The sequence below is a fragment of the Streptomyces sp. NPDC031379 genome (assembly GCF_055569615.1).
This window is the reverse complement of the sequence record NZ_JBVIIT010000015.1, coordinates 78,438-90,922: the sequence shown is the minus strand read 5'-3', so window position 1 is coordinate 90,922 and position 12,485 is coordinate 78,438. Positions and strand designations below refer to the sequence as shown.

At 72.1% G+C, this 12,485-nt stretch carries 6 protein-coding genes; 4 read left to right on the top strand and 2 right to left on the bottom strand.

Translation table 11 applies throughout. The features are described from left to right. Positions 1-38: 38 nt before the first annotated feature. Complete coding sequence (gene gabT, locus ACZ5CW_RS22220) at positions 39-1,373, bottom strand: 4-aminobutyrate--2-oxoglutarate transaminase (RefSeq protein ID WP_468603925.1); 1,335 nt, start codon at positions 1,371-1,373, stop codon at positions 39-41. A 289-nt stretch (positions 1,374-1,662) separates the two neighbouring features. Between gabT and ACZ5CW_RS22215 the strand changes: the two genes are divergently transcribed. The 3 genes from ACZ5CW_RS22215 to ACZ5CW_RS22205 all read left to right on the top strand — a co-directional run bounded on the left by ACZ5CW_RS22215 (position 1,663) and on the right by ACZ5CW_RS22205 (position 7,541). After that, complete coding sequence (locus tag ACZ5CW_RS22215) at positions 1,663-4,128, top strand: ATP/GTP-binding protein (protein WP_468603923.1); 2,466 nt, start codon at positions 1,663-1,665, stop codon at positions 4,126-4,128. Between the two features lie 110 nt (positions 4,129-4,238). Beyond that, positions 4,239-5,900: a PucR family transcriptional regulator gene (locus ACZ5CW_RS22210; RefSeq protein ID WP_468603921.1), complete on the top strand. Its 1,662-nt coding sequence runs from the start codon at positions 4,239-4,241 to the stop codon at positions 5,898-5,900. 195 nt (positions 5,901-6,095) lie between these two features. Then, positions 6,096-7,541, top strand: coding sequence for an aldehyde dehydrogenase family protein (locus ACZ5CW_RS22205; protein ID WP_468604139.1), 1,446 nt, complete (start codon positions 6,096-6,098; stop codon positions 7,539-7,541). An 87-nt stretch (positions 7,542-7,628) separates the two neighbouring features. On the opposite strand, the gene ACZ5CW_RS22200 is transcribed toward ACZ5CW_RS22205, so the two are convergent. Beyond that, positions 7,629-10,463: a glycoside hydrolase family 3 C-terminal domain-containing protein gene (locus ACZ5CW_RS22200; RefSeq protein WP_468603919.1), complete on the bottom strand. Its 2,835-nt coding sequence runs from the start codon at positions 10,461-10,463 to the stop codon at positions 7,629-7,631. A 328-nt stretch (positions 10,464-10,791) separates the two neighbouring features. On the opposite strand from ACZ5CW_RS22200, the gene ACZ5CW_RS22195 reads away from it, so the two are divergent. After that, positions 10,792-12,480 carry an extracellular solute-binding protein gene (locus tag ACZ5CW_RS22195; protein ID WP_468603917.1) on the top strand — a complete coding sequence of 563 codons (1,689 nt, stop codon included), beginning with the start codon at positions 10,792-10,794 and terminating at the stop codon, positions 12,478-12,480. Positions 12,481-12,485: the final 5 nt, after the last annotated feature.

Sequence of the window (12,485 nt, the reverse complement as noted above, 5' to 3'; positions counted from 1 at the left end):
CCTGCCGTAGGCACCCTTCAGAGGTGCGGACCACTCGCTCAGATGCGCGAAAACGCCTGCTCGATGATGTCGAGGCCCTCGTTCAGCAGGTCCTCGCCGATGACCAGCGGCGGCAGGAAGCGCAGCACGTTGCCGTAGGTGCCACAGGTGAGGACGAGCAGGCCCTCGGCGTGGCAGGCCTTGGCGAGCGCGGCGGTGGCCTCCGGGTTCGGCTCCTTGGTGGCGCGGTCCTTGACCAGCTCGATGGCGATCATCGCGCCCCGGCCACGGACGTCACCGATGATGTCGAACTTCTCGGCCATGGCGGTGAGGCGACCCTTCATGACCTCCTCGATGTGCTTGGCCTTGCCGTTGAGGTCCAGCTCCTTCATCGTCTCGATGGCGCCGAGCGCACCGGCGCAGGCCACCGGGTTGCCGCCGTAGGTACCACCCAGGCCACCGGCGTGCGCGGCGTCCATGATCTCGGCGCGACCGGTCACCGCGGCCAGCGGCAGGCCACCGGCGATGCCCTTGGCGGTGGTGATCAGGTCGGGCACGATGCCCTCGTCCTCACACGCGAACCACTGGCCCGTACGGCAGAACCCGGACTGGATCTCGTCGGCGACGAAGACGATGCCGTTGTCGTTGGCGAACTTCACGATCTCCGGCAGGAAGCCCTTGGCGGGCTCGATGAAGCCGCCCTCGCCGAGGACCGGCTCGATGATGATCGCGGCGACGTTGTCGGGGCCGACCTGCTTGGTGATCTGGTCGATGGCCTGCTTGGCGGCCTCGGGGCCGGCGTTCTCCGGGCCGGTCGGCCAGCGGTAGCCGTACGCCACCGGCACGCGGTACACCTCGGGGGCGAACGGCCCGAAGCCGTGCTTGTAGGGCATGTTCTTGGCGGTGAGCGCCATCGTCAGGTTGGTGCGCCCGTGGTACCCGTGGTCGAACACGACCACGGCCTGCCGCTTGGTGTACGCGCGGGCGATCTTGACGGCGTTCTCGACGGCCTCGGCGCCGGAGTTGAACAGCGCGGACTTCTTGGCGTGGTCACCCGGGGTCAGCTCCGCGAGGGCCTCGGCGACCTCCACGTAGCCCTCGTAGGGGGTGACCATGAAACAGGTGTGGGTGAAGTCGGCCAGCTGGGCGGAGGCACGGCGGACGACGGCCTCGGCGGAGGCGCCGACGCTCGTCACCGCGATACCGGAACCGAAGTCGATGAGCCGGTTGCCGTCGACGTCCTCGATGATCCCGCCGCCCGCGCGCGCGGTGAACACGGGCAGCACGGAGCCCACGCCCTGGGCGACCACGGCGGTACGGCGGGCCTGCAGCTCCTGCGACTTCGGGCCGGGGATGGCGGTGACGACGCGGCGCTCCTGCGGAAGTGCGGTCATGGGGGCTCCCTGATGATCTTGCGTACCGGGCGGTCCCGGGCTGTCCGGGCGGTGCGTTTTCGGACGCTTACCTATCTTTCTTCGCAGGCTAGGGCCGGGTGTGCGGGGTGGGCATGCTCCATGTGGGCGTTGTCGACGGCTTCCGTTGTCCGCGGTGGACATAGCAACGTGACCGCCATACGCCCGGTCGGCGGGCCCTTACGGCCACGTAAGCGGTGAACTCCCCTTGCCGGGGCGTTAGATTGGCTCGCTGATGGTGGACGGAACGGCTGGTCAGGGGGCAGGACGGATGGACAGCGACGGCACCCGGGACACACGCACCCCACAAGCGAACCCGGTACCGCGCCCGACGGCGCCGACGAACATGCCCGCCGCCCCCCTGGGCGGGCCGACGACGCAGTACGACGGCGCCGCCGTGCCACCGCGGCCGACGCGGGCACCAGACGTGGCACCCTCTCAACCGAACCCCTCGCACGTCCCGCACGCCCTGTACCCCCCCTCGCCCGTCGCCGGCTGGCTCGACGAGCCGCGCCCGGCGGTCGAGCCCGGTATCTGGCGCTACGGCTACCTCCGGCCCAAGGCCGCGCGCCAGGATCAGCGCCTGGCCCCCGTCACCGTCGTCGGATTCTTCGTCCCCCTGGCGGCGGGGCTGCTGCTCTGGTCGCTGTGGCGGCACGGCAGGATCCCTTATCAGTGGGCCGTCCTGAAGCTGCTCACCCCGGACGACTGGTGGTGGGCCGGGACGACGTCGCCGAAGGGCTATCAAGGCGTCGAGGCCGTCACGGTCGCCGACGGTGTGGCCTTCGCGATCCTCGTCTTCGCCATGGCGCGCCTGGGCGGCTGGTCCGACATCATCAGGCACGTCGTCGCCCGACGCCCGCAGCCCGCACGCGCCCTGATCGCCGCCCTGGGCGCACTCATCGCGCTGGCCTTCGTCTTCCCCAGCACCTTCGGTATCGGCTGGGACGCCCTGCCCGTACAGGATCCGTTGTTCTCCCTCATCGTTCTGATCACCGGCGACTACGGCGTGTTCGCGTCGGAGCCGCTCACGGACGGGCTGTACGCGCTCATCACCCTGCTGGTGCTGTGGCCGTTCGCCCGGATCGGCGGCTGGTGGCCCCTTGCGAAGGAGGCGCGCGCCGCGCGCGGACGGGCGGAGACGGCCCAGGCCGCACCGCCGGCCGTCGACCGGCGGCCGTCGCAGTGGCCCGAGCTGCGGGAGGCCGGTCAGCATCAGGCCGCGGACGTGCTCGCCGCAGAGGTGCACGCCGGCCGGATGAACGACGTGGACTGCGCCAGGGTCGGCCACATGTGGACGATGGCCCGTGCGCGGGCACGACTTGCGTCCTTCACCGATACGGTGCTGCGTGAGGGCGCCGCCGCGTGGACCCACCCCTCCGGCGACCGAGACCTGCCGGATCGAGCCGCCCGGCACGATCTGCTCGCGGGGCAGGTGCGTATCGGGCAGTGGACGGTAGGGGACCGCACCCCGCTCGCCTACGGTGGCGCAGGAGCGGCTCTCGGACCGCACACCCTCGGCACCTCGATGCTGGCGGTGGGACCTTCGGGCTCGGGCAAGACGCGCCATCTGATCCGGCCCGTCGTCGAGTCCCTCGGCCTGCAAGCCCTCGCCGGACAGTGCGCCGTCGTCGCCGTCTGCGCGGCCGGCACGCCACTCGGCCCCGACTCCGCCTACGACGTCGTCGTACGCCTGGGGGATGCCGCGTCCGTGCACGACCTCGACCCGTACGCGGACTCCTGCGACCCTGACGAGGCTGCCGCCTTCCTGGCGGAGGGACTGGTCGGCGACCTGGACACGGTGAGCGGGCAGCGGGCCGGCACCGTGATGGCCCAGCTCCTCGGTCCGTACCGGGCGGCGTACGGACGCTTCCCGACGCTGCCCGTGCTACGGGAACTCCTGGAAGGCGAGCCCTCGGCGCTGAGCGCGCTGCGTGCGGCGCTCGCGGCGGACGAGCACACGACGATGCGCCGCGAACTGGATGCACGTGCCCGGCAGGCGGGCAGCGCGGGCGATCCCGGCCCGGTCCTGGCCGACCGGCTGGCCGTGCTGGACCGGCCGGCGTTCGCCGAGTTCTTCGGTGCGGACCAAGGGGGACCCCGGCCGTTCTCGTTGCGCGCTCTCGCCCACCATCCACTGCGGGTCCGTATCGACCTGCCCGAACGCGGACACGAGGAGGCGTCCCGGCTCATCACCCGGCTGGTGCTCGCGCAGTTCGGCGCCGTGGCGATGGCAGGCGAGCGGGCCCACTTCGCCTGCCTCGTCCTGGATGACGCCACGGGTGCGGTGACGAGCGAGTCCGTCCGACGCATCCAGCGTCTGCGCGCTCGCAACGCGGGTGTGGTGCTGGCTCTGCGTACCGTCGGCGACATCCCCGAGGCGCTGCACGGACCGCTGTACGCGGCCGTCGGCTGCCGCATGGCGTTCTCAGGAGTCACCACGTGGGACGGCAGCCGGTTCGCGGACGCCTGGGGCACACAGTGGGTGGAGACCAAGGACGTGGCCCGGCACACGGTGTTCGCGGACCAGCCGATGACGCGCGCGATCCATGCCTTGCGCAAGCTGGTGACCGGGAAGGCGGTGACGACGGAGGCCGTCACCGTGCGGCAGGTCGAGCGGGAGCGGTGGTCGGCTTCTGAGTTGGCTCACGGGGTGCCGCCGGGGCATGCGGTGTTGTCGTTGACGACCGTGCAGGGGGAGCACGCGCCGCCCTTGCTGGTGGATCTGCGGGCCTGAGGAGCGGGCGGCGGGGGATCGTACGGTGAGGCAGAATCGCGGTAGGCCGTTCATACGCGGCGGCCAAAAGATCACCGCGATCACCGGATCCCCCTCACCGTGAAGGCCTCATGCCCCCGACGCTCGCCTCGCTCGTCCACCACTCCGCGCTCAAGCTGACCGTGCGCGCGGGCGAGGACCGCCTCGACGTGCCCGTCCGCTGGGCGCACGTCAGCGAGCTGGCCGACCCCGTCCCTTACATGGAGGGCGGCGAGCTGCTGCTGATCACCGCGCTGAAGCTGGACGCGGAGGACCCCGAGGCGATGCGCCGGTATGTGCGGCGGCTCGCCGGCGCGGGCGTGGTCGGGCTCGGCTTCGCCGTCGGGGTCAACTACGAGGAGATCCCCGAGGCCCTCGTCGACGCCGCCCAGGAGGAGGGGCTGCCGCTGCTGGAGGTGCCCCGCCGCACTCCCTTCCTCGCCATCAGCAAGGCCGTGTCCGCGGCGATCGCCGCTGACCAGTACCGGTCGGTCACGGCAGGCTTCGCCGCCCAGCGCGAGCTGACCAAGCAGGCCCTCAACGCCGGCCCCGAGGGCCTGCTCGCCGCGCTCGCCGGACAGGTCGACGGCTGGGCGGCGCTCTACGACGCCTCGGGCGCCGTCGTCGCGGCCGCACCGGAGTGGGCCGGCCGGCGGGCCGCCCGGCTCACCGCCGATGTCGAACGACTGCGCGAGCGGTCCGCCCCGGCGTCCTCGGTCGTCGGCGGACCCGACCACGAGGACCGGGTCGAGCTGCACTCCCTGGGCACGGGACGGCGGCCGCGGGCGGCGCTCGCCGTGGGTACCGCCGCCGCCCTCGGCACCGCCGAGCGGTACGCCGTCCACTCGGCCATCGCCCTGCTCACCCTGATCACCGAACGCTCCCGCTCGCTGCACGCGGCCGAGCAGCGGATCGGTACGGCGGTGCTGCGCATGCTGCTCGCCGGGGAGCCCGACCACGCCCGGGCGGTCGCCGGGGACCTGTACGGGGCGCTGCTGGACGCGCCCTTCCGGATGATCGTCGCCGAGTCGGTGTCCGGGGTGTCCGCGCGGGCGCACGCGGACACCCACGCGCGCGTGCCGGGGGCTGCCGCCAAGCCGGGCGTGAGCGGTGCCGCCGCCGGCACCGCCGGTGATCCGCTGGCCGGTCTCAGCGAGACCCTGGAGTCCGCCGCCGCGCGCTCCGGGGAGGCCGTCCTGGTCGTGCCCGAGGGGGAGCGGCTGGTGGTGCTCGCCGCGGACGGCGGCGCGGCGGTGGCCGCCTGCTCGGAGTACGCGGCCGCCCTGGAGACGGCGCGGGCGGTGCCCGAACCGGCGGGCGCGGAGGAGCACGAGCTGGTCGTCGGCCTGTCCGCGCCGGCCGGTCCGATAGCCGCGGCGGCCGCCTACAAGCAGGCCGAGCAGGCGTTGTCGGTGGCGCGGCGGCGCGGCCGGGTGTTCGTGGAGCACGAGCAGCTGGCCGCCGGGTCCGTGCTGCCGTTGCTGGCCGACGACGCGGTGAAGGCGTTCGCCGACGGGTTGCTGCGGGCGCTCCACGAGCACGACGCGACCGGGCGCGGGGATCTGGTCGCCTCGCTGCGGGCGTGGCTGTCGCGGCACGGGCAGTGGGACGCGGCCGCGGCCGACCTCGGGGTGCACCGGCACACGCTGCGGTACCGGATGCGGCGGGTCGAGGAGATCCTGGGGCGCTCGCTGGACGATCCCGACGTGCGGATGGAACTCTGGCTCGCCCTGAAGGCGACCTCGACCGACTGACCCCCCGGTCGCCCGGCCCACGGCACGGGGGCGCGGCCTCGGTGGTGACCTTGCCATTCCGGCGTACCCCTCGCCCCGACTGCTACGACTCGGACAAGCGACCCCCGGCCGCCTCGCCCCTACCGTGGAGGACGAAAGCCAAGAACTTCCTCAACGCGGAAAGGCCGGGACTCGCACATGCCCCAGGACAAGAATGTGGGGGCCACCCACGCCTTCTGGCTCGCCGGCCGCCAGGTCACCGGCGAGGACGCCTTCGATGTCACCTCCCCGTGGGACGGCCGGCTCGTCGGCAAGGTCAGCGTGCCGACCGAGGCCCAGGTCGAGGAGGCCGTGGCCGCCGCGTACGCCGTCCGCGAGGACTTCGCCGCCACCCCGGCGCACGTGCGCGCCGCCGCCCTCGACCACGTCAGCAAGCGGCTGGTCGAGCGCACCGAGGAGATCGCCCAGCTGATCTCCGCCGAGAACGGCAAGCCCATCAAGTGGGCCCGGGGCGAGGTCGGCCGTGCCGTCTCGGTGTTCCGGTTCGCCGCCGAGGAGGCCCGCCGGTTCAACGGCGGCGAGGCCCAGCGGCTCGACACCGACGCCGGCGGCCAGGGCCGCCTGGCGCTCACCCGCCGCTTCCCGAAGGGTGTCGTCCTCGGCATCGCGCCGTTCAACTTCCCGCTGAACCTGTGCGCGCACAAGGTCGCCCCGGCCATCGCCGCCGGTGCGCCGATCATCCTGAAGCCCGCCCCGGCCACCCCGCTCTCCGGTCTGATCCTCGGTGACCTGCTCGCCGAGACCGACCTGCCGGCCGGCTCCTGGTCCATCCTGCCGGTCTCCAACGACCGTATGCCCGCCCTCGTCCAGGACGAGCGCCTGCCGGTGATCTCCTTCACCGGGTCCGAGAAGGTCGGCTACGCGATCATGGACTCGGTGCCGCGCAAGCACTGCACCCTGGAGCTGGGCGGCAACGGCGCGGCCGTCGTCCTCGCCGACTTCGCCACCGACGAGGACCTGGACTGGGCCGCGAACCGCATCGCGACCTTCTCCAACTACCAGGGCGGCCAGTCCTGCATCTCCGTGCAGCGCGTGATCGCCGACGCCGCCGTCTACGACCGTCTGCTGCCGCGCATCGTGGCGGCCGTCGAGGCCCAGGTCACGGGCGACCCCTCCGACGCCGGGACCGATGTCGGCCCGCTGGTCAGCGAGGACGCCGCCAAGCGCGTCGAGTCGTGGGTGAAGGAGGCCGTCGAGGCCGGCGCCACCCTGCTCACCGGCGGTGACCGCGACGGCGCCTCCTACGCGCCGACCGTCCTCGCCGACGTACCGGCCGACACCACGATCTCCTGCGAGGAGGTCTTCGGCCCCGTCCTCACCGTGCGGAAGGTGGACGGCGAGGCCGAGGCGTTCGCCGCGGTCAACGACTCCAAGTACGGCCTCCAGGCGGGCGTGTTCACCCACGACCTGCAGGTCGCCTTCCGCGCCCACCGCGCCCTGGAGGTCGGTGGCGTGGTGATCGGCGACGTCCCGTCCTACCGTGCCGACCAGATGCCGTACGGCGGCGCCAAGCAGTCCGGTGTGGGCCGCGAGGGCGTGCGGTTCGCGATGGAGGACTACACCTACGAGCGCGTGCTGGTTCTCACCGGTCTCGCGCTCTGACCTGCCACGGACAGGTCAGGAACAGAACGGCCGCAGCCCACTGTGCGGGGGCTGCGGCCGTTCGCCGTTGCCGGCTCCTGCGGACCCTCAACCGGAGAAGCCGACGTGCGCGAGCCGCAGCGGGCCGCGCAGCCTGAGGTGGACGTCGTGCACGCCCTCGGCGGCGAGGCCGGCGCTCAGGGCGGTGTAGGCGTAAGGGCCGGCGGTGGGGGTGGCGAGATGCAGTTCGGCCAGGACCGGGCCGCCGTCCAGGGACAGTTCCAGTACGCCCTCGCCCGCCAGCCGGGCGGTCACCTCGCCCACGCCCGTCCCGAAGTCGCAGGCCCGGTAGACCAGTTCGGCAGTCCCGCCCTGCGCCGGAGTCACCGCGTCACCCGCCGTCCTCGTCCGGTCCACGATCGCGATGCCCGACTGCTCGTCGAAGTCGGCGGCTTGAAGGCCGAGCCGGACGGCCGGGCGCGGGGCGGGGGGTTCGCCGTCCAGGACGACGGTGGTGCGCAGGCGGACGTCCTCGCTGGACGCGCCGACGAGTAGGTCGTACGGTCCCTGCTCCAGCCGCCACCGGCCCTGCCGTACGTCCCAGAACGCGAAGGCGGACAGCGGGACTTCGAAGGAGAGGTGGGTCGTCGCGCCCGGGGCGAGGGTGATCCGGCTCAGGGCCAGGAGTTCGCGGCGCGGGCGGGTCGCCGACGGGTCCGCCGCCCGGGTGTAGAGCTGGGCCACCTCGTCGGCCGTGCGGTCGCCGGTGTTGGTGAGCGTACAGGACACCCGGACCGCCTCGTCCGTCACCCGGGCCGCCAGGTCGGCGTAGGCGAAGGACGCGTACGACAGGCCGTGGCCGAAGGGGAAGAGGGGGGTGCCCTCGAAGTACAGATAGGTCTGGCGGCCGCCTATCACGTCGTAGTCGAGCAGGTCCGGCAGATCGGCGTCGGAGTCGTACCAGGTCTGCGGGAGGCGGCCCGCGGGGGAGACGTCGCCGGCCAGGACACGGGCCAGGGCCGTGCCCGCCGCCTGCCCGCCGTGCGCGGTCCACAGGACGGCGGGCAGCCGCGTCACGTCCAGCGCGTAGGGGTACGCCGACACCAGCAGCAGCACGGTGCGCGGGTTGGCGGCGCGGGCCGCGCGCAGCAGCCGCTGCTGGTGGTCCGGCAGCAGCAGGGTCGTACGGTCCTCGGTCTCCCGGCCGTTGATGTGCGGATCGTTGCCGGCGACCACCACGACGACGTCCGCCTCGCCCGCCACCCGGGCCACGGCCTCCTCGCCCCGCTCGAGCGTGATCACCTCGAAGACGTCGCCGGTGTCGGCAACCTTCACGCCGTCGGTGGCGACACGGACGTGGCGACCCGTGCCCAGATGCCTGAGGAGGTGACCGTTCCGGTGGGGTTCGAGGCGGAACGTCTCCTGGACCACCCAGCCGCCGGGCTGGTCCGCCGCCGCCCGTACGTACCCGTCCTCGGCGACCGAGAGATAGCGCCCGTCGGGCGCGCGCAGGGTCAGCACCCCCTCGCCCCAGTCGGCCAGCGCGAACTCGGTGCCGGTGCGGTCCGTGGTGAGCGGGGGGAGATCGGTGCGGCCGGAGAGCAGCGCGGGATCCAGGGCGCCCTCGGCGCCCCGCGCCTCATCGGGCGCGTTCGTCGCCGGCACCCGCAGGAAGGCGCCGGTGGCGGTGCGCAGAAGGACGCGGTCCATGCCCTCCGCGAACTCCACCCGCTGCGCGCCGAACCGCTCGTACAGGCCCTCCAGCGGAGTGGAGCGGTGGATGAGGCTGCCGCTGTACCAGTCGAGCTTGCACTCGTCGGCGAGGAGGCCGACCACCGCGACCCGGGTGTCGGGGGCGAGGGGCAGCAGGTCGTCGTCGTTCTTCAGCAGGACGACCGCCTGCTCGGCGGCCTCGCGTGCGAGGGCCCGGTGGGCCGGGGTGTCGAACGCGCCGGTGCCCAGGTGGGGGTCGTAGTGCGGGTCGAACTCCCCGAGGCGGAAGCGGACCGAGAGCTGACGGCGGACCGCGGCGTCGACGTCCGACTCCGTCAGCAGGCCCTGGTCCAGCGCCCCCTTGACCCGGGCCGTGATCCGGGAGGGGTCCGTGCCGTGGTCGGTGAAGCTGTCCACCCCGGCCAGCAGGGCGGCCGCGGTGGCCTCCTCATGGGTGTCGAAGTAGTGCTCGGCGTCGACCAGGTTGGACGGTGCGCCCGCGTCCGAGCAGACCAGCAGGTCGTCGCCGGTCCAGGTGCGCAGGTGCTCGCGCAGGTACGGGGAGAGGTGGTTGGGCCGGCCGTTGACCAGGTTGTAGGCGGGCATCACCCCGGCCACCGCGCCCGCCTCGACCGTCTCCCTGAAGGCGCGCAGGTCGTACTCGTGCAGCACGCGCGGGCGGACGGAGGCCGACGAGGTCGCCCGGTCCGTCTCGTTGTTGTGCGCCAGCCAGTGCTTGAGGACGGGTGCCGTGCGCCAGTACACGGGGTGGTCGCCGCGCAGGCCGTGCGTGTACGCCGTGGCGATCGCCGAGGTCAGCCTCGGGTCCTCCGAGTAGCCCTCCTCGTTGCGCCCCCACAGCGGGTGGCGCAGCAGGTTCACCGTCGGCGACCACACGTTGAGGCCGATCCGGTCGTCGCGGGCGCGCATCGCCCGGACCTCCTTGGACACCGCCTCGCCGATCCGCCGCACCAGCTCCGGGTTCCAGGTCGCGCCGAGGCCGACCGCCTGCGGGAACACCGTCGCCGGGCCCGTCCAGGCCACGCCGTGCAGCGCCTCCTGGCCGGTGCGGAAGGCGGCGATGCCGAGACGCTCCACGGCGGGCGCGAACTGGTGCAGGAAGGAGACCTTCTCGTCCAGGGTGAGCCGCGCCAGCAGGTCGTCGATGCGCTTCGCGAACGGCAGGTGCGGATCGCGGAAAGGCGGCGTGGACGGCGAGTCAACGGTCACGAGCGGTTCCCCTTGCGGATGGAGCGACGGGATGCTTTCGAAGCGCTTCGATGCTCAGTCGACGCAGGGTGGAGTGTCAAGGTCCCGTACACCAAGAAGACGGATCCGGCGCCGAGTTGGCAGGGTTCGTGCGACGACCGACAGGCCCCCGGCGCATCGGAGGAATCTTGGAACCGGCCCTTGTGCGCCCCCAGGTGTTCACTTAACCTCGCTGCAACATCGAAGCGCTTCGACTCCATCAGTGCTTCTGCTCGGCCGGATCCACTCGAGACACCACAGCCGACGGCCCACCGCCGGGTGTCCTGGTGCGCCACGAAGGGTTGACGCAATGACGCCGAACGCCGCCTCCTCCGCTCCCAGCCGGAGAAGCTTCCTCGCCTCCACCGCGGTCGCCGCTGCGGCCATGGCCGGCGGGGCGCCGCTGCTCACCGCCTGCGGCAGTTCGGACAGCGGTGCGCGCGGGGGCACCTCGGCCGGCAAGAACGCCGAGAAGCTGCTCCCGGCGTACGTGGCCAACAACGTGGTGGCGCCGGACATCCCGGCCAAGAACGGGTCGGCGGCCGGATTCACCCGCAAGATCGACCTCGCCGGGCTGAAGACGTCCGTGCCCGAGAAGCTCGGCAAGGGCGGCAAGGTCACCGTCATGTCGCCGTTCTGGGGCTCGCCGCCCAAGCAGGACAACGCCTACTACAAGGCGATGAACGACCTCATCGGCGTCGACGTCCACTGGCAGAACCAGGACGGCAACACCTACGAGCAGAAACTCGGCGCGGTCCTCGCCTCCAGCGACGTACCCGACGTGGTCGTCGTCCCCGGCTGGAACATGAACGGCAAGATCCCGAGCGCCGTCATCTCCAAGTTCGCCGACCTCGGCCCCTATCTCTCCGGCGACGCGGTCAAGCAGTACCCGAACCTCGCTGCGATCCCGACGGACGCCTGGCAGCGCTCCATCTTCGGCGGCAAGCTGCGCGGCCTGCCCCAGCCCTCCCCCTACGTCACCGGCATCGTGCCGCTCTACCGCAAGGACGTCTTCGACGAGGAGGGCTACGAGATCCCGCGCTCCGCGGACGAGTTCATGGCCCTCGCCAAGGAGATCACCCACGCCAAGGCCAAGCGGTGGGCCTGTCTCGACATGAAGTGGACCGCCTTCCAGGCCTTCGGCGTGTTCTCCGGCAGCGAGAAGCCGCTCGGCTGGAACCTAGTCGACGGCAAGCTCGTCAACCGCATCGAGACCCAGGAGTACCTCGAGGCGCTGGAGTGGACCCGCAAGCTCTTCGCCGCCGGAGTCGTCCACCCCGACGCCGAGCTGGGCAAGAGCCAGGCCACCGACCCCGGGCCCAAGTTCGCGGCCGGCGAGTTCCTCATCTACGCCAACAACATCTCCCAGTGGTGGAGCCGTACCGGCGAACAGGCCGCGCACAACCCGCGGTTCAAGATCTGGGGCATGGACGTCTTCGGCCACGACGGCGGCAACCCGCAACTGTGGGCCGAACAGCCCGCCGGGATCTTCGCCTTCGTCAACAAGAAGGCCTCCGAGTCGGTGATCCGGGACGTGCTCGCCGTCGCCGACGCCACCGCCGCGCCGTACGGCACCAAGGAGTACATGCTCACCAACTACGGCGTCGAGGGCACCCACTACACCGTCGAGGACGGCGTCCCCACCAAGACCGACCAGGGCAACATCGACGTGCTCAACGCCTACGTCATGATCGCGAGCCCCGCCCCGACCATCGCGCACCCCGACTTCCCCGAGGTCGCCAAGGGGCAGGTCGAGTGGCAGCAGCGGATGGGCGCCCTCACCAAGAAGTCCTCCTTCTACGGCATGCAGATCACCGAGCCCAGCCGCTACACCAACCTCGGCAACGACTTCGAGCAGCTCGAGGACGACATCGTGCGCGGCCGCAAGAAGATCGGCGACATGCAGCAGGCCGTCTCCGACTGGAAGAGCAAGGGCGGCGACAAGCTGCGCGACTGGTACAAGAAGATCCTCGACGAGAACGGCACGGCGGCCGGCTGACCGAG

Coding starts and splice junctions, on each gene's coding strand:
- ACZ5CW_RS22210 (WP_468603921.1), top strand. CDS start 4,239: ATGCCCCCGACGCTCGCCTCGCTCGTCCACCACTCCGCGCTCAAGCTG.
- gabT (WP_468603925.1), bottom strand. CDS start 1,373: ATGACCGCACTTCCGCAGGAGCGCCGCGTCGTCACCGCCATCCCCGGC.
- ACZ5CW_RS22215 (WP_468603923.1), top strand. CDS start 1,663: ATGGACAGCGACGGCACCCGGGACACACGCACCCCACAAGCGAACCCG.
- ACZ5CW_RS22195 (WP_468603917.1), top strand. CDS start 10,792: ATGACGCCGAACGCCGCCTCCTCCGCTCCCAGCCGGAGAAGCTTCCTC.